The sequence below is a fragment of the Enterobacter sp. BNK-29 genome (genome assembly GCF_048684785.1).
Taxonomy (GTDB): Bacteria; Pseudomonadota; Gammaproteobacteria; order Enterobacterales; family Enterobacteriaceae; genus Enterobacter; species Enterobacter cloacae_M.
Genome location: NZ_JBLQTU010000001.1, coordinates 3,463,225 through 3,479,645 on the forward strand (window position 1 = coordinate 3,463,225; position 16,421 = coordinate 3,479,645).

The 16,421-nt window shown below is 58.1% G+C and carries 16 protein-coding genes; 7 read left to right on the forward strand and 9 right to left on the reverse strand.

The features are described 5' to 3' along the window. Positions 1-5 precede the first annotated feature (5 nt). Positions 6-926 (forward strand): glutathione ABC transporter permease GsiC, encoded by a 921-nt coding sequence (gsiC, locus tag ACMGGX_RS16510; protein WP_032661329.1) that lies wholly within the window; start codon positions 6-8, stop codon positions 924-926. A gap of 1 nt (position 927) precedes the next feature. Further along, positions 928-1,839 carry a glutathione ABC transporter permease GsiD gene (gsiD, locus tag ACMGGX_RS16515; RefSeq protein ID WP_024908682.1) on the forward strand — a complete coding sequence of 304 codons (912 nt, stop codon included), beginning with the start codon at positions 928-930 and terminating at the stop codon, positions 1,837-1,839. Positions 1,840-1,902: 63 nt separating this feature from the next. Here the strand turns inward: gsiD and rimO are convergent, their stop codons facing one another. Further along, positions 1,903-3,228 carry a 30S ribosomal protein S12 methylthiotransferase RimO gene (gene rimO / locus ACMGGX_RS16520; RefSeq protein ID WP_023310913.1) on the reverse strand — a complete coding sequence of 442 codons (1,326 nt, stop codon included), beginning with the start codon at positions 3,226-3,228 and terminating at the stop codon, positions 1,903-1,905. A gap of 216 nt (positions 3,229-3,444) precedes the next feature. On the opposite strand from rimO, the gene bssR reads away from it, so the two are divergent. Together bssR and ACMGGX_RS16530 are read left to right on the forward strand one after the other, a co-directional pair. Beyond that, positions 3,445-3,828 (forward strand): biofilm formation regulator BssR, encoded by a 384-nt coding sequence (gene bssR / locus ACMGGX_RS16525; RefSeq protein ID WP_181594668.1) that lies wholly within the window; start codon positions 3,445-3,447, stop codon positions 3,826-3,828. A gap of 106 nt (positions 3,829-3,934) precedes the next feature. Next, positions 3,935-5,053 carry a PQQ-dependent sugar dehydrogenase gene (locus ACMGGX_RS16530; protein ID WP_181594669.1) on the forward strand — a complete coding sequence of 373 codons (1,119 nt, stop codon included), beginning with the start codon at positions 3,935-3,937 and terminating at the stop codon, positions 5,051-5,053. Here the strand turns inward: ACMGGX_RS16530 and ACMGGX_RS16535 are convergent, their stop codons facing one another. Then, entirely contained in the window at positions 5,054-5,680 is a 627-nt protein-coding gene (locus ACMGGX_RS16535; protein ID WP_420298615.1) for a glutathione S-transferase family protein, read from the reverse strand. It abuts the gene before it with no gap. A gap of 240 nt (positions 5,681-5,920) precedes the next feature. On the opposite strand from ACMGGX_RS16535, the gene dacC reads away from it, so the two are divergent. Beyond that, complete coding sequence (gene dacC, locus ACMGGX_RS16540; RefSeq protein ID WP_032661393.1) at positions 5,921-7,126, forward strand: serine-type D-Ala-D-Ala carboxypeptidase; 1,206 nt, start codon at positions 5,921-5,923, stop codon at positions 7,124-7,126. Positions 7,127-7,222: 96 nt separating this feature from the next. Here the strand turns inward: dacC and deoR are convergent, their stop codons facing one another. From deoR to ACMGGX_RS16555, 3 genes are all read right to left on the reverse strand, one after another. Continuing rightward, positions 7,223-7,981: a DNA-binding transcriptional repressor DeoR gene (gene deoR / locus ACMGGX_RS16545; protein ID WP_029739929.1), complete on the reverse strand. Its 759-nt coding sequence runs from the start codon at positions 7,979-7,981 to the stop codon at positions 7,223-7,225. A gap of 67 nt (positions 7,982-8,048) precedes the next feature. Beyond that, a complete protein-coding gene (gene ybjG / locus ACMGGX_RS16550; RefSeq protein ID WP_252047377.1) occupies positions 8,049-8,657 on the reverse strand; it encodes an undecaprenyl-diphosphate phosphatase in 609 nt (202 codons plus the stop codon). Positions 8,658-8,664: 7 nt separating this feature from the next. Beyond that, complete coding sequence (locus tag ACMGGX_RS16555; RefSeq protein ID WP_348560809.1) at positions 8,665-9,393, reverse strand: phosphatase PAP2 family protein; 729 nt, start codon at positions 9,391-9,393, stop codon at positions 8,665-8,667. A 168-nt stretch (positions 9,394-9,561) separates the two neighbouring features. Between ACMGGX_RS16555 and ACMGGX_RS16560 the strand changes: the two genes are divergently transcribed. Then, positions 9,562-10,794 (forward strand): MFS transporter, encoded by a 1,233-nt coding sequence (locus ACMGGX_RS16560; RefSeq protein ID WP_029739435.1) that lies wholly within the window; start codon positions 9,562-9,564, stop codon positions 10,792-10,794. Positions 10,795-10,920: 126 nt separating this feature from the next. Here ACMGGX_RS16560 and ACMGGX_RS16565 read toward each other — a convergent pair whose 3' ends face one another. Then, a complete protein-coding gene (locus ACMGGX_RS16565) occupies positions 10,921-11,733 on the reverse strand; it encodes a Cof-type HAD-IIB family hydrolase (protein ID WP_181594671.1) in 813 nt (270 codons plus the stop codon). Further along, positions 11,723-12,937: an MFS transporter gene (locus ACMGGX_RS16570; protein ID WP_032661348.1), complete on the reverse strand. Its 1,215-nt coding sequence runs from the start codon at positions 12,935-12,937 to the stop codon at positions 11,723-11,725. The genes ACMGGX_RS16565 and ACMGGX_RS16570 overlap by 11 nt, the downstream gene beginning before the upstream one ends. Before the next feature lie 81 nt (positions 12,938-13,018). On the opposite strand from ACMGGX_RS16570, the gene ACMGGX_RS16575 reads away from it, so the two are divergent. After that, positions 13,019-13,570, forward strand: a complete 552-nt coding sequence (locus tag ACMGGX_RS16575; RefSeq protein ID WP_348560810.1) for a TetR/AcrR family transcriptional regulator — start codon at positions 13,019-13,021, stop codon at positions 13,568-13,570. Here the strand turns inward: ACMGGX_RS16575 and ACMGGX_RS16580 are convergent. Next, on the reverse strand, positions 13,567-14,337 hold the full coding sequence (locus ACMGGX_RS16580; RefSeq protein ID WP_348560811.1) for an SDR family NAD(P)-dependent oxidoreductase: 771 nt from the start codon (positions 14,335-14,337) through the stop codon (positions 13,567-13,569). The genes ACMGGX_RS16575 and ACMGGX_RS16580 overlap by 4 nt on opposite strands. A gap of 301 nt (positions 14,338-14,638) precedes the next feature. Next, entirely contained in the window at positions 14,639-16,324 is a 1,686-nt protein-coding gene (locus ACMGGX_RS16585; RefSeq protein ID WP_029739442.1) for an aspartate:alanine antiporter, read from the reverse strand. Between the last annotated feature and the right edge of the window lie 97 nt (positions 16,325-16,421).

The following is a 16,421-nucleotide window of genomic DNA, read 5'->3' on the forward strand; positions in this document are numbered from 1 at the left end:
ACCTCATGCTGAATTATGTTTGTAAACGCCTGCTGGGGCTTATTCCGACGCTGCTGATTGTGGCGGTCCTGGTGTTTTTGTTTGTCCATATGCTGCCGGGCGATCCGGCGCGTCTGGTCGCCGGGCCTGAGGCGGATGCCACCGTTATTGACCTGGTGCGTAAGCAGCTTGGCCTCGACCAGCCGCTGTATATGCAGTTTATCCACTATATCTGTAACGTTCTGCAGGGCGATTTTGGTATTTCGATGGTGTCGCGCCGTCCTGTGTCGGAGGAGATTGCCAGTCGCTTTATGCCGACATTCTGGTTAACGATTGCCAGTATGAGCTGGGCGGTCGTGTTTGGGCTTGGCGCCGGGATTATCGCGGCCGTCTGGCGCAACCGCTGGCCGGACAAGCTCGGCATGGCGCTGGCGGTGACCGGCATCTCCTTCCCGGCGTTCGCGCTGGGGATGCTGCTGATGCAGGTCTTCTCCGTCGAACTGGGCTGGCTGCCGACCGTCGGAGCCGATACCTGGAAGCATTACATCCTGCCTTCCATGACGCTGGGCGCTGCCGTTTCGGCGGTGATGGCGCGCTTTACCCGCGCCTCGTTCGTTGACGTGCTGAGCGAAGATTATATTCGCACCGCGCGGGCGAAAGGGGTCAGCGAGAAGTGGGTCATTCTCAAGCACGGCTTTCGCAATGCGATGATCCCGGTGGTGACGATGATGGGGCTGCAGTTTGGCTTCCTGCTCGGCGGCTCGATCGTCGTGGAAAAGGTCTTCAACTGGCCGGGGCTGGGACGCCTGCTGGTCGATTCCGTCGAGATGCGCGACTACCCGGTGATCCAGGCGGAAGTCCTGCTTTTCTCGCTGGAGTTTATTCTTATCAACTTAGTGGTGGACGTGCTCTACGCCGCCATTAACCCGGCCATCAGGTACAAGTAAGATGCGATTGTTGAACTGGCGACGTCAGGCCGTTTTAAACGCCATGCCGGGGCTAAAACCGGACCACGTCCGCACCCCGTGGTCTGAATTCTGGCGGCGTTTTCGCCGTCAGCCGGTCGCGATGACCGCGGGGCTGTTTGTGCTGCTGCTGATTGCGGTGGCGGTGATTGCGCCGTGGGTGGCGCCGTTTGATGCGGAAAACTATTTTGACTATGACCGTCTGAACGACGGACCGTCGATGCTGCACTGGTTCGGCGTGGACTCCCTCGGTCGCGATATCTTTAGCCGCGTGCTGGTGGGGGCGCAGATCTCGCTTGCCGCCGGGGTGTTCGCGGTGCTGATCGGCGCGGCCATCGGTACCGTGCTGGGTCTCGTTGCCGGGTATTACGAAGGCTGGTGGGACCGCATCATCATGCGCATCTGCGACGTGCTGTTTGCTTTTCCCGGCATTCTGCTGGCGATTGCCGTGGTGGCGATCATGGGCAGCGGCATGGCAAACGTCATCATTGCGGTCGCGGTCTTTTCGATTCCGGCGTTTGCGCGTCTGGTGCGCGGCAACACGCTGGTGCTGAAACAGCAGACCTTTATCGAGTCCGCCCGCAGCATGGGGGCCAGCGATGCCACCATCCTGTTCAGCCATATTCTGCCGGGTACGGTATCGTCCATCGTGGTCTATTTCACCATGCGTATCGGCGTGTCGATTATCTCGGCGGCCAGCCTGTCGTTTCTGGGGCTAGGCGCGCAGCCTCCGACGCCGGAGTGGGGCGCGATGCTGAACGAGGCGAGGGCGGATATGGTGATTGCACCGCACGTGGCGATCTTCCCGAGTCTGGCAATTTTCCTGACCGTGCTGGCGTTTAACCTGCTGGGGGACGGGCTGCGCGACGCGCTGGATCCGAGGATTAAGGGGTAGGCTTTTGCTTGCCCCTCACCCCGGCCCTCTCCCCAGTGGGGAGAGGGTGAGGGGGAAAGGAGATTAAACCCGGCTACCCCACAGGTCATACTCGTCCGCGTTTTCAACCTTGACGCGAATAATATCACCCGGCTTGACGTTGGTTTCGCCGTTCAGGTACACCGCGCCGTCGATCTCAGGGGCGTCCGCCATGCTGCGGCCAATCGCGCCTTCTTCGTCCACTTCGTCAACGATCACCATGATCTCGCGGCCCACTTTTTCCTGCAGACGCTCGGCAGAGATTTGCTGCTGCAGCTGCATGAAGCGGTTCCAGCGCTCTTCTTTCACCTCTTCCGGCACCTGGTCCGCCAGCTCGTTGGCGGTTGCGCCTTCTACCGGGCTGTACTTGAAGCAGCCTACGCGGTCCAGACGCGCTTCTTTCAGGAAGTCGAGCAGCATCTGGAAGTCTTCTTCGGTTTCACCCGGGAAGCCGACGATGAAGGTGGAGCGCAGGGTCAGATCCGGGCAGATTTCACGCCACTGCTTGATGCGCGCCAGCTGGCGATCAACGGAGCCAGGACGCTTCATCAGCTTCAGGATACGCGGGCTGGCGTGCTGCAGCGGGATATCCAGGTACGGCAGAATTTTGCCTTCCGCCATCAGCGGGATCACGTCGTCAACGTGCGGGTACGGATAGACGTAGTGCAGACGCGTCCAGATACCGAGTTTAGACAGCTGCTCGCACAGGCCGACCATGCTGGTTTTCACCGGCTCGCCGTTGTGGAAACCGGAGCGGTGTTTAACGTCCACCCCGTAAGCCGAGGTGTCCTGGGAGATGACCAGCAGCTCCTTCACGCCCGCGTCGGCCAGACGTTTAGCTTCCGCCAGCACTTCGCCAATCGGACGGCTCACCAGATCGCCACGCATGGACGGGATGATGCAGAAGGTGCAGCGATGGTTGCAGCCTTCGGAAATTTTCAGGTACGCGTAGTGGCGCGGCGTCAGCTTCACGCCCTGCTCCGGCACCAGGCTCAGGAACGGGTTGTGCTTTGGTTTAGGCACGTAGTGATGAACATGTTCCAGCACCTGCTCGTAGCTGTGCGGGCCGGTGATCTCCAGCACCTTCGGGTGCACTTCGCGGATCTGGTCTTCTTTCGCGCCCAGACAGCCGGTAACAATCACTTTGCCGTTTTCCGTCAGGGCTTCACCGATGGCTTCCAGTGACTCTTGAACCGCGCTGTCGATAAATCCGCAGGTGTTCACGATCACCATATCGGCGTTGTCGTAGCTTGGCACCACGTCATAGCCCTCGGTGCGCAGTTCGGTCAGGATGCGTTCGGAATCCACGAGGTTTTTCGGGCAGCCCAGGGAGACGAAGCCGATTTTCGGCTGGTGCGTAACATTGCTCATAGGTTAAAAATTCATCAATTATGGAGTTATCAGGGCGGGATTTTACAGCGTATCGCGGGGGATTTATACACTCTTTGCAAGGCGGATGCGCCGGGCAGACGTTGTAACATTGTAAATAATGTTAATCAGTTAATAAAAATTGATCCCAGGCATTAAACTGTACAAAAAATGTACTTATCCTGACTATGCACAATGGCTGACAGAGGAGGAAAGAGCATGACCGTTGACAGACTTAAACGCGATCTGCTTAACAAGCTGATCAACGCCCGGATCGACCTCGCCGCGTATCTGCAGTTGAGGAAGGCGAAAGGGTATATGTCAGTCAGCGAAAGCGAACATCTGCGTGATAACCTGTTTGAACTTTGCAATTTCATGCGTGAAAAAGCATCGACCCTGAAGGCGAAATACGGCGAAAGTGAGCTGATCGCCCTGCGCCGCGCCGCTGAGGTGCTTTCCATCGCTGGGGTATGTTTGATGAACGGACGCCACGACTGCCCGAATTTTATCGCTGTTAACGCGGAGAAGCTTGAAAACTGCCTGACCACGCTCTCTCTATGCATCATGTGCCTGAACGAGCACGAGAAGCTTGAACAGCACTGACCCAGGGGGAGGCAACTCCCCCTTCTGATTAAGCTTTTGTAAAAGTGGTAACGCGCCCGGATGCAGTGGCTAACCTTTATGCCATATGCCGATAAAGGAGCGAGTTATGCCTCGATCCTCGCTAATTTCCCTGCCTGCGCTGTTCATTCCGTTTTCGCTTCTTGCTGCCCCAGAGGCGGTCAAGGTCGAGGTGCTGCAAAACAAACTCGATCATCCCTGGTCTCTGGCGTTTCTGCCGGACAATAAAGGCCTGCTGGTGACCCTGAAGGGCGGTCAGCTCAAACGCTGGCAGGCCGGAAAAGGGCTGTCCGATCCGATTGTCGGCGTGCCGAAGGTCTGGGCAAACGGTCAGGGAGGATTGCTGGACGTGGTCCTCGCCCCGGATTTTGAAAAATCGCGCCGCATCTGGCTGAGCTTCGCCGAAGCAGGAAGTGACGGCAAAGCCGGAACGGCGGTGGGCTATGGCCGGTTAAGCGATGATTTTACGCGCATTGAAGCCTTCCAGGTGGTGTTCCGCCAGATGCCGAAACTCTCCACCGGGAACCATTTTGGTGGGCGGTTGGTGTTCGACGGCAAAGGCTCGCTCTTTATCGGACTCGGCGAGAATAACCAGCGTCCGACGGCGCAGGATCTGGATAAATTGCAGGGTAAAGTGGTGCGCCTCACCGAAGACGGAAAAGTGCCGCCGGATAACCCGTTCGTGAAAACTCCCGGCGCGCGACCCGAAATCTGGTCTTACGGCATTCGCAACCCGCAGGGGATGGCGATGAATCCCTGGAGCGATGCGCTGTGGCTGAACGAGCACGGCCCGCGCGGCGGGGATGAGATCAACATCCCGGAGAAAGGAAAAAACTACGGCTGGCCGCTGGCGACGCACGGCATTAACTACAGCGGTCTGAAAATTCCGGAAGCCAAAGGCGAGCACGTTGAGGGAACCGAAAAACCGCTGTTCGTCTGGAAAGTATCACCTGCCGTGAGCGGCATGGCGTTCTACAACAGCGACGTCTTCCCGCAGTGGAAAAACAAGCTGTTTATCGGCGCGCTGAAGGAAAAGGACGTTATCGTGCTGAGCGTGGAGGGCAATAAGGTAACGGAGGACGGGCGAATTCTGGGCGACCGGGATAAACGTATTCGCGATGTGCGGGTGGGGCCGGACGGCTATTTATATGTGCTGACCGACGAGACGGACGGGCAGCTGTTAAAAGTTAGCCCGTCCGGTGCGTAATCAGGTGACCGGGATCATTACCACATTGCGGTACGCCGGGCGATCGCTCAGCTGTTTTAGCCAGCGCTCAAGGTGAGGGAGCGGCGTCCACTTCAGGCCGAGGTTGGTCAGGTTCCAGACGAACGGCGCCACGGCAATATCGCCCACGCCGAACGCCTCACCGGAGAACCAGGCGTGCTTCGCCAGTTCGTCATCCATCATCACAAACAGGTTTTCACACGCATCCTGAGCGGCATGAATGGCAGGGTAGTCGCGCTCGGCTTCAGGGGTTCTGACTAACCCCATCAGGATCACGCGGTGGGTTGGCGAAAGCGTCTGGTTCGCCCAGTCCATCCACTTTTCGCCCTGGGCGCGACGGGCCGGGCTTTCTACCCACAGGCGGCCCTGACCGTACTGGGCGGCGAGGTAACGCACAATGGTGTTAGATTCCCAAAGCGTGGCGTCGGTTTCATCATCGCGCAGCAGCGGCACCAGGCCGTTCGGGTTCATCGCCAGATAGTCGGCCTCTTTGTTCACGCCGAACGACATGCCGGCCATGATTTGATTGAACGGTAAATCCAGCTCCTCGAGCGTCCAGAGCACTTTCTTAACGTTGGTCGAGTTGTTCCTGCCCCAAAGCGTAATCATATTTACTCCTGATGAGATGTGAATCCGGGTCAGCTTTCGCCATGGTGAGATAAACCTAACAATTACGCAACAGAAGACAAAAAAATCGTCTGAATCAAAGCGTATCTGAATGTTATTGCATAAACTTTAATAACTTTACCCTCGTTGGGTTTCTTTAACCGTTTTAGTGCGCTATTACTCATCGCTTCTTGCGACACGGTGATGTGACGTAATTTTTGAATGGACACTCGGGTGGCATTTATGACGCGTAAAATGACTTCTCTGCGCAGCCTTGCGACAGGCTCTGCGCTCCTTTTCCTGTTTGCACCAACGCTCTACGCAGCTGAACAGGCTGCGCCCGAAGCGCCGCCTGTGGATGCGCGCGCCTGGATCCTGATGGACTACTCCAGCGGTAAAGTGCTGGCGGAAGGGAATGCGGATGAGAAACTGGATCCGGCAAGCCTGACCAAAATCATGACCAGCTATGTGGTCGGCCAGGCGTTAAAAGCGGGCAAGATCAAGCTGGACGATATGGTCACCATCGGTAAAGATGCCTGGGCGACCGGCAACCCGGCGCTGCGGGGCTCTTCGGTAATGTTCCTGAAGCCGGGGGATCAGGTCTCCGTTTCCGATCTGAACAAAGGGGTAATTATTCAGTCGGGAAATGATGCGTGCATCGCGCTGGCAGACTACGTTGCCGGCAGCCAGGATTCTTTCATTGGTCTGATGAATGGCTACGCGCAGAAACTGGGCTTAACCAACACCACGTTCAAAACGGTTCACGGTCTGGATTCGCCGGGACAGTTCAGTACCGCGCGCGACATGGCGCTGCTGGGGAAAGCGTTGATCCACGACGTGCCGGATGAATACGCCATCCATAAAGAGAAAGAGTTTACCTTCAATAAAATCCGCCAGCCGAACCGCAACCGCCTGCTGTGGAGCAGCAACGTTAACGTGGACGGAATGAAAACCGGCACCACGGCGGGCGCGGGCTATAACCTGGTGGCCTCCGCGACCCAGGGCGACATGCGCCTGATTTCGGTGGTGCTGGGCACCAAAACCGACCGTATTCGCTTTAATGAGTCAGAAAAACTGCTGACCTGGGGCTTCCGCTTCTATGAAACCGTGACGCCGATTAAACCGGATGCCACCTTCGTCAGCCAGCGCGTCTGGTTTGGCGACAAGAGTGAAGTCAATCTCGGGGCGGGTGAAGGTGGCTCGGTGACTATTCCGCGTGGTCAGCTAAAAAACCTGAAGGCCAGCTATACCCTGACCGACCCGCAGCTCACGGCTCCGCTGAAAAAAGGCCAGGTGGTCGGGACGATTGATTTCCAGCTAAACGGGAAGTCGATTGAACAGCGTCCGCTGATTGTGATGGAAGCGGTGGAAGAGGGCGGCTTCTTCAGCCGGATGTGGGATTTCGTGATGATGAAATTCCACGGCTGGTTCGGCAGCTGGTTTAGCTAAGTTTTTTGCCGGGTAGCGCTGCGCTTACCCGGCCTACGTTTTTTCTCCCTCTCCCTGTGGGTGAGGGCCGGGGTGCGGGCATCAGACCGCACCCTATTAATACATCAACTTCACCTGCTGCGCCTTCGCGTGGGCCACAATCTCGTCGTCCGGACGGCAGTCGCTGACGATGGCGTCAAACTGCGCCAGCTCGCCCATTCTTGCCGAACGCACCTTGCCAAACTTGCTGTGATCGACCACCAGCACATGGTACTGCGCGGCGCTTAACGCCCAGTGCTTCACCGGCAGCTCTTCCAGGTTAAAGCAGGTCGCACCCTGACGCACGTTGACGCCTGCGGCGGAATAAAACGCGATATCCGGGCAGAGATTGCTGAGCGTGTCGTGCAGGTTAAGCGGCTTAAAGATGGCGTTGCTGGCGTGAAACTCGCCGCCGCAGAGGATCACCCGGCACTCGGGTTTCTCCTGCAGCGCCAGAAAGGTGTTCAGGGAGTAGCACACGGCGGTAAAAGGGATGCTGCTGTCGATGGCTTCAATAATCCACGGCGTGGTGGTTCCGCAGTCAAAAAACAGCGTCTGGTGCGGCTGTACCAGTGAGGCCGCAAGCCGGGCGGCTTTGCGCTTCTCTTCCACCAGGCGCGTCTTCTGGTCGCTGATCAGATAATGGCTGGCGCTACGCGGCTCAAGCACAATATACCCGCCCAGCAGCACGACGGGCGCGCTTTCGCTGTTCAGATCCCGACGAATGGTCATCTCTGAGACGCCGAGGAGGTTGGCGGCTTCCTTAAGATGCAGCTTATCGCTGCGCTTCAGCGCCTGTAGCAGCTGAGCAATGCGGTCATCGCGACGTGTTTCCATAGTTCCTCGGGATAAAAAAGTGAACCCCCGCAGGGCGGGGGTTCAAGTGTAACCTGTCAGGTTGGGGTTAGTCACGTATCCAGCCTTTGCGGATCGGGATAGCGAAAATGGCGCGATAGAGCGAAGACAGCGTGCGGTAAAGCGCTTCACCGAAGAGGCTCCACAGGATAGCCGCGCTCACGCAGCCAATCATCCCGACCAGGAAACCGCCCACCATATCCAGCGGCCAGTGAACGCCCAGGTAAACGCGAGACCAGGCGATTGCCAGGGCCGCCACCATCAGGACCGCGCCGGACCACAGGCGATGCCAGAACAGGAAAGCCAGCGCGAAGGTAAAGATCACCGTTCCGTGATCGCTCGGGAACGAGTCATCCGGCGCGTGGTGCAGGAAGGTATAGCCCACGTGAGCCACAAAAGGACGGGCGTGCGGGAACGCATGGCCGAGAATGTAGCTGACCAGGACGCTTACCCCGAGCGCCATCGCGACTTTAATCACCAGCTGGCGCTGCGCCTTCACCTGGCTGCGGGGCCCCCACAGCCAGAGAATCGCAGCCAGTGCAGGCACGATACTGATCAGATCTTTTGCCAGAAAGGTAGCAAAATCGATCGTCCACTCAGGCGAGGCTGGCGTGGCGTTGATCAGATAAAACAGCTGATAATTCAGATTCTCTAACATAGCGTTATCACTCTTTAGCATACCGGGTGGAAATAAGTCCGTAGACCGCCACCTGGGAAAACCAGACCCACCACCCGGCCCACAGGTTGTGAGAGAAAAAATGCGCCCCGCGCATGACCTGGCCGTAGCCCATCGCCAGACCTAATACCACGCCCAGCGCGACGAAGCACCAGGCGAGACGCGGACGCTCGCGCCAGAAGGCAAAAAACAGCCCCATCACCATAAAGCCGCTGGAGGCATGACCGCCGGGAAAACAGCGCCCCGGACCGCTGTCAGCAGGGACGGCGCTGAACAGGGGATAAGAGACAGCCTTACCGCCATATTCCACCAGATCCCACGGGCAGCTGTGATGGCTCACGCTTTTCAGCACGCCTACCACCAGCGCGCCAACGCCCATCAGCAGCGCCGCCGTGACCAGCCTTGCGTTGCGCTTGTAGGCGCCGTAAAACAGCGCTACAGCACCTAAGCCGATGGCGATGTACTTCGCCAGGCGGTGGTTCAGCAGATCCAGCAGGTGGTCCTTCTGCAGCGGAAAGCTCTGCGTTGCCGCGTCATACCAAAAGCCGGTGATCCATCTGTCGAGCGCTTCATTGCGCGATAGCCACGTAAAGACCACGGCAAGGGCAATCAGTACGAAAAGCTGATAACCATAAAAGCGGGTCGGCAAGCGGTAAAGTCGTTTTGTCTTATTTGTCTGTAAGTTAGACAATTCTGAACGGCTGGAGGTGAGTGCCATAATTTGGGATCGTTGACGAGTAATCGGGCTATCATAAAACTGTCAACTTAAGGAAACCTTAAACGAAGACGATATGTGCTTTATTTCTGTTTATCCTCGATAAATCACTATCTCGGGCTGCGGCATTTCATTAAACTCGTCGCGATTTTGTCATTATAAAGAGATTGCATGTTAAACCGTTCTTCTTCTGGTTCACGTCTGGGTCGTCAGGCGTTGCTTTTCCCTCTGTGTCTGGTGCTCTACGAATTCTCTACCTATATCGGCAACGATATGATCCAGCCCGGTATGCTGGCCGTTGTGGCGCAGTACAACGCGGGTATTGAGTGGGTGCCGACCTCTATGACCGCCTATCTGGCCGGCGGCATGTTTTTACAGTGGCTGTTAGGCCCGCTGTCGGATCGTATTGGCCGTCGTCCGGTGATGCTCACGGGCGTGGTGTGGTTTATCGTCACCTGTCTCGCCACGCTGCTGGCGCAAAACATTGAACAATTTACCCTGCTGCGCTTCCTGCAGGGGGTGAGCCTGTGCTTTATCGGCGCCGTGGGGTATGCCGCCATTCAGGAGTCGTTTGAGGAGGCGGTGTGTATCAAGATTACCGCGCTGATGGCGAACGTGGCGCTGATCGCCCCCTTACTCGGGCCGCTGGTGGGTGCCGCGTGGGTGCACGTTGCGCCGTGGGAAGGGATGTTTGTGCTCTTTGCGCTTCTCGCCGCCTTCGCGTTCTTTGGCCTGCACCGGGCGATGCCGGAAACGGCCACCCGCATCGGCGAGAAACTCTCGCTGAAAGAGCTGGGTCGGGATTACAAAGAGGTGCTGAAGAATGGCCGCTTTGTGGCGGGCGCGCTGGCGACCGGGTTCGTTAGCCTGCCTCTGCTGGCGTGGATCGCGCAGTCGCCGGTCATTATCATCAGCGGTGAAAAGCTCAGCAGCTACGAGTATGGCCTGCTGCAGGTGCCGATCTTTGGCGCGCTGATTATCGGGAACCTGGTGCTGGCACGTTTGACGTCACGACGCACCGTGCGTTCTCTGATTATCATGGGCGGCTGGCCGATTGCGGCAGGGCTGATTCTGGCTGCGGTGGCGACCGTCGCGTCATCCCACGCCTACCTGTGGATGACTGCGGGGCTCAGCCTCTATGCCTTCGGGATTGGCGTGGCCAACGCCGGGCTGGTGCGCCTGACGCTGTTTGCCAGCGAGATGAGTAAAGGCACGGTGTCAGCTGCGATGGGGATGCTGCAGATGCTGATTTTTACCGTCGGTATCGAAGTGAGCAAGCATGCCTACGCGATGGGCGGCAACGGGCTGTTCAGCCTGTTTAACCTCGCCAACGGCGTGCTGTGGGTTGGCCTGATGGTGGTGTTCCTGAAAGACAAACGCGTCGGGAACGCCCTGCAACCTTAATTCTTATTTCCTCTCCCTGTTGGCGAGTACGGAACAGCCCCTCTCAATCTGGGCGAGTACGGAACAGTCCCCTCTCCCTGTGGGAGAGGGCCAGGGTGAGGGGTGAGGGCACCAGACCGCACGGTATCAATTAAACGGCGCCTCCCCGTTCAACACCTTCTCAATCACGTTTAAAACGCCTTCATCATTATTATGCGGCGCTTCAAAACGCGCGGCCGCTTTAATATGCGGTCTGGCATTCGCCATCGCAAAGCTGAACCCGGACTGGTGCAGCATCTCCACGTCGTTGCCGCTGTCGCCGAAGGCCACCACTTCGCTATCGTCAATGCCCCAGCGCTTTTGCAGGATCCGCAGACCGTTAGCTTTGTGCACGCCGGGGATAATCAGATCGATACTGCCGTGGCCGGTGGTGACGGGCACCATAATGTCGCTCAGCTTTTCATGCAGCAGCGTCTGAATTCGCGGAATTTCATCGTCAGACACGTTAAGCCCGAACTTGAAGAAAATATCGTTCAGGTTTTCGAAATCGCTGACCATTTCGAGGCGGTGGTAATACTTCGCCGCGATATCCTTAAAGCCCTCGTCATAGCATTTCAGCGTGTACGCGCTGCTTTTGCCGCAGGCGATAATCTCAATGCCCGGAACCTCGTTTAGCACGTTCGCGACGGTCTCGAAATGGGCTTTCGACAGTTCGCCGTTAAAGACGTCTTCACCTTCGCTTACGACCCAGCCGCCGTTTTCGGCGACGAACGCAATCTCATGCGCAATCTCCGGGAAAAAGGAGATCAGCTGGTAATACTGGTTGCCGCTGGCGACCACGAAGCGAATGCCTTGCGCCTTCATGCGGGCATACTGCGCCAGAAAGCGCGGGCGGTTATAGGTTTTGGCATCGCTCAGAAAAGTACCATCCATGTCGACGGCGATCAGTTTAACGCTCATATCCCTTCTCCAGTGTCGTTTGATTCGTTTCCGGCTTTGCCACCGCGCGGGCCACCAGCGCCGCGATGATGACCAACCCTAACACCACCAGCATGGCGCTGCGCAGCCCGTAGTGCTCGCCTAGGAAGCCGAGCAGCGGCGGCCCGACCAGGAAGGCGAGATAGCCCGTGGTCGCCACCACGCTGACGCGCGTCGGGGCATCCGGGCCGGTGTCGCTGGCGGCTGAAATGGTCAGCGGGAAGCCGAGCGACGCGCCCAGTCCCCAGAGGATCACCGAGACGCCGGCAATCCAGTCCACATCCACAAAGATGATCATCGCGATACCCAGGCCGCCCAGCAGGGCGCTGGCGCGCACCACCGCCACGCGGCTGTAGCGGTCGATAAACCAGCCGCCTGTGAAGCGCCCGACGGTCATCCCCAGCGTAAACCCGGCGTAAATCAGCGAGCCGGAGGTCGGGCTAAAGCCGTGACCGTCGACCATCAGCAGCGGCAGCCAGTCGTTGGCGGAACCTTCCGCGAACGCCATCGCCAGCACCACCACGCCGATGAGCATCAGCTGGAAGTCGCGGTAGAAGGGCAGCCCTTTTTCAGCCGAGTGCTGTTCGTCAGCGGAGTTCTTACCTGTGCCGTCCGGGATGGCCCGGATGCCGGTCAGAATCGGAATGATGCACACCAGCGCCGCCAGCAGGATATGCAGGTTCGCGCTCACGCCGGTGGCCGTCAGCGCCATCCCCACGCCCGCACCGGCCAGCGTGCCGAGGCTGTAAAAACCGTGCATCATCGGCAGCACGGTTTTATTCATCTCACGTTCGACCGCCGCCCCTTCCACGTTGATAGCAACTTCCGCCGAACCGAAGCTGCCGCCAAATACCGTCAGGCCCAGGGCGAACAGCACCGGTGAGGCAAACCACAGCGCCACGCTTAATATTCCCATTCCGAACACGGCAAAGCACATGGTGGTGCGGATCACCGCTCGCGTACCAAAGCGCTTTACCAGCCACGCGGAGCAGAGGATGCCGCTCATGGAGCCTATCGACAGCCCGAACAGCACAATGCCCATCTCGGCGGTAGAAACGGACAAAATATCGCGAATGGCGGGGGTGCGCGTGGCCCAGGAGGCCATCAGCAGGCCGGGAATGAAGAAGAACATAAACAGCGCCCACAGGCGTCGCTGCAGGGCTTTACGGGGAGAGGTCTGCGTCATTGGGATAGCACCAGAAGTACAACAATAGCGACAACACTAGCAAGTTTGTGTACATTTGTACATAAACCACGTGAGGAATTTATGAGCAGACCACCGAACGATCCGCATCGCCGGGAGAAGATCCTGCAGGCAACGCTCGATACCATCGCCGAGCACGGCATTCACGCCGTCACGCACCGTAAAATCGCCACCTGCGCGGGCGTGCCGCTGGGGTCGATGACCTACTATTTCGACGGCATGGAGCCGCTGCTGGAGGAGGCCTTCACGTGGTTTACCCGGCAGATGTCGCAGCAGTACCGAGATTTCTTTGCCGGCGTCACCGGGCCGGAAATGGCGTGCGAATCTATCACCACGCTGATCCACAGCTCCCAGGTGACCACGCCGCACAACATGGCGCTGATGTATCAGCTCTACGCCTTTATGCACCGCAGCGCGGCGCTCAAAACGGTGATGCAGGACTGGATGAAGATGAGCCAGACCACGCTGGAGCAGTGGTTCGACCCGGTTACCACCCGCGCGCTGGACGCGTTTATCGAAGGGATGACGCTGCACTATGTCACCGATCGGGCGCCGTTAACCCGCGAAGAGATCCGGGCGATGGTGTCCAGGATTGCGGGCCAGAGCGGCCGCTAGGTTGCGCCCGCGGTCATATTGACGGTGGTTCCCGTCATAGCGCATGCCGCATCTGAGGCCAGAAACGCAATCGTGTCTGCCACCTGTGCCAGCGTCGGCAGGCGATGCGTCAGGGTACTTTGCGCTGCACCGCCGAGAAACTGCTCGACCGTAATCCCCATCGCCTGCGCCTTGGCGGCGAAAATGGCTCCCACATACGAACCCGCCTGTACCGCGTCGGCTATCGCGTGTGAACGCACGCACAGCACGCGAATATTGTGTGTCCCCAGTTCCGCAGCCAGCGCCCGGGTCAAGGCTTCCGTTCCCGCGCAGCCGACGATATGCCCGAGGTGGCCCGCCATCGCCATGTTGGCGGCGGGGGCGACGACGGTAATAATGACTCCACCATGCTTGCCGCCCATGCGGGGCGACACGGCTTTTGCAATGTTAAAATACGCGGCCAGAAAGGGATCGAAACCCTGCCTGAACTCGCCGAGCGTTAACGCCTCAAGGCGTTTACCCTGATTGTGCATAAAGCCCGTGGCGTTGACGACGATATCAATGCGGGCAAGGTCCGGGAGCAGCGAGGAATCATCGAGCGCATCGAAAACAAACGTGCTGGCAGACCCTCCGGCGGCGCGAATACGGCTGGCGACCTGCTCCAGCCTCGCGTGGTCACGCGCGGCGAGGTATACATCCGCCCCTTCACGCGCCAGAGCGTGCGCCGCTGAACTGCCGATAGCGCCGCTGCCGCCGAAGATGACGGCGGTTTTGTTTTCAAGACTCATGGCAACACACTCTTCACAGGCGGATCCCTAAAGAATTATGTGCCGGAATTCAACCGTTGCAACTCAACCAGCTAGCGGAAACGGGTGGCAGTTGATCTCTTCGTTGAACAATCAATATGTTATTAACGGGGGATATTTACAGACAACAAAAAACCCATCAACCTTGAACCAAAACGGCGGGGTTGATGGGCTCCACAAATTGGGGACATCAAAGAAAAGCAGTGGCACTAGTTATGACTGCCCCCTGATAAAAAAGTTCTGCGCGTAACGAAAATAATTTCGCCACGCGCAAACTTAGGAGTTATCCGAGTCCAGGCCAGATGATAACGATCAGCGTACCCGCCAGCGTCAGCAGCACGTTCGCGATAGCGTAGGTGCCCGCATACCCCAGCGCCGGGATGTTGCTGCGCGCGGTGTCGCTGATGATTTCCATGGCTGGCGCACAGGTACGCGCGCCCATCATTGCCCCGAAGAGCAGGGCGCGGTTCATGCGCAGCACGTAGGCGCCGAACAGGAAGCAGATCACCACCGGCACCAGGCTGACGATAAGTCCGGAAACCAGCATTTGCCAGCCGACGGCACCCAGGCTGTGGCCGATACCGCTTCCCGCGCTTAAGCCCACGCCCGCCATAAAGACCATCAGACCGAACTCTTTCACCATGTTCAGCGCGCCCTGCGGAATGTAGCCGAAGGTCGGGTGGTTGGCTCGCAGGAAGCCCAGCATGATCCCGGCAAACAGCAGCCCGGCGGCGTTACCGATGCCGAAGCTAAAGTTGCTGAACTGGAAGGTGATCATCCCGATCATCAGGCCAACAATAAAGAAGGCGCAGAAGGCCAGCAGGTCGGTGACCTGGCTGTGAATGGAGATAAAGCCGATGCGGTCGGCAACGGTTTTCACGCGTCGCGCGTCGCCGCTGACCTGCAGAACGTCGCCTTTATTGAGCACGACGTTGTCGTCGATAGGCATCTCAATCTGGCTGCGGATCACGCGGTTGAGGAAGCAGCCGTGGTCGGTCAGCTTCAGCTGTGCCAGACGGCGGCCCACGGCGTTATGGTTTTTCACCACGATCTCTTCGGTGACGATACGCATGTCGAGCAGGTCGCGGTCGAACACCTCTTTGCCGTTACGGAAGCTTGGGTCGAGACGGGCGTGAGCGTCCGGGTAACCCACCAGCGCGATGTCGTCGCCCATCTGCAGCACCGCGTCGCCGTCCGGGTTCGCCAGAATGCCGTTGCGGCGGATACGTTCGATATAGCAGCCCGTCTGGCGGTAAATCCCCAGCTCGCGCAGGTTTTTGCCGTCAGCCCATGCCACCAGCTCTGGCCCGACGCGATAGGCGCGGATCACCGGGAGATAGACTTTACGTTTGGAATCGGTATCGAGACCGCGCTCGCGCGCGATTTGCTGGGCGCTGGTCTGCAGATCCTGGTGCTGTAGTTTTGGCAGGTAGCGCGCGCCGACGATCAGGCTAACCAGACCAATCAGATAGGTCAGGGCATAGCCCAGGCTCAGGTGGTCAAGGGCGGTAGAGAGCTGCGCGCCGGCCATGCCGGAATGGCGCAGGGTATCACCTGCACCCACCAGCACGGGGGTGGAGGTCATGGAGCCTGCCAGCATACCGGCCGTTAACCCGATATCCCAGCCAAACAGTTTACCCAGCCCTAAGGCGATCAGCAGCGCGCTGCCGACCATCACCAGCGCCAGCATCAGATAATTTTTGCCGTCGCGGAAGAAAATTGAAAAAAAGTTCGGTCCCGCTTCCACGCCAACACAAAAAATAAACAGCATAAAGCCTAAGTTGAGCGCGTCCGTGTTAATGCTGAAGTGCTGCTGGCCTAATAATAAGGAGACGACTAAAACGCCAATGGAATTACCAAGTTGAACTGAACCCAGGCGCAATTTACCCAGGCAAAGGCCCAGCGCCAGTACCACAAATAATAACAGGATGTAATTCCCATTTAACAAGTCTGCGACGTTTATATTCACGGAGGCTAACTTCTTGTTTACCAGTAAGTTGTTGAATGAAAGGACTATTTGGGCTACTGTTTTCTGGGCCAGGGAACGCGTTCAACCCTCCCTGTTA

What these genes read in the sequence shown, in the direction of transcription:
- gsiC (WP_032661329.1), top strand. Translation starts at nt 6, where the DNA reads ATGCTGAATTATGTTTGTAAACGCCTGCTGGGGCTTATTCCGACGCTG.
- gsiD (WP_024908682.1), top strand. Translation starts at nt 928, where the DNA reads ATGCGATTGTTGAACTGGCGACGTCAGGCCGTTTTAAACGCCATGCCG.
- rimO (WP_023310913.1), bottom strand. Translation starts at nt 3,228, where the DNA reads ATGAGCAATGTTACGCACCAGCCGAAAATCGGCTTCGTCTCCCTGGGC.
- bssR (WP_181594668.1), top strand. Translation starts at nt 3,445, where the DNA reads ATGACCGTTGACAGACTTAAACGCGATCTGCTTAACAAGCTGATCAAC.
- ACMGGX_RS16530 (WP_181594669.1), top strand. Translation starts at nt 3,935, where the DNA reads ATGCCTCGATCCTCGCTAATTTCCCTGCCTGCGCTGTTCATTCCGTTT.
- ACMGGX_RS16535 (WP_420298615.1), bottom strand. Translation starts at nt 5,680, where the DNA reads ATGATTACGCTTTGGGGCAGGAACAACTCGACCAACGTTAAGAAAGTG.
- dacC (WP_032661393.1), top strand. Translation starts at nt 5,921, where the DNA reads ATGACGCGTAAAATGACTTCTCTGCGCAGCCTTGCGACAGGCTCTGCG.
- deoR (WP_029739929.1), bottom strand. Translation starts at nt 7,981, where the DNA reads ATGGAAACACGTCGCGATGACCGCATTGCTCAGCTGCTACAGGCGCTG.
- ybjG (WP_252047377.1), bottom strand. Translation starts at nt 8,657, where the DNA reads ATGTTAGAGAATCTGAATTATCAGCTGTTTTATCTGATCAACGCCACG.
- ACMGGX_RS16555 (WP_348560809.1), bottom strand. Translation starts at nt 9,393, where the DNA reads ATGGCACTCACCTCCAGCCGTTCAGAATTGTCTAACTTACAGACAAAT.
- ACMGGX_RS16560 (WP_029739435.1), top strand. Translation starts at nt 9,562, where the DNA reads ATGTTAAACCGTTCTTCTTCTGGTTCACGTCTGGGTCGTCAGGCGTTG.
- ACMGGX_RS16565 (WP_181594671.1), bottom strand. Translation starts at nt 11,733, where the DNA reads ATGAGCGTTAAACTGATCGCCGTCGACATGGATGGTACTTTTCTGAGC.
- ACMGGX_RS16570 (WP_032661348.1), bottom strand. Translation starts at nt 12,937, where the DNA reads ATGACGCAGACCTCTCCCCGTAAAGCCCTGCAGCGACGCCTGTGGGCG.
- ACMGGX_RS16575 (WP_348560810.1), top strand. Translation starts at nt 13,019, where the DNA reads ATGAGCAGACCACCGAACGATCCGCATCGCCGGGAGAAGATCCTGCAG.
- ACMGGX_RS16580 (WP_348560811.1), bottom strand. Translation starts at nt 14,337, where the DNA reads ATGAGTCTTGAAAACAAAACCGCCGTCATCTTCGGCGGCAGCGGCGCT.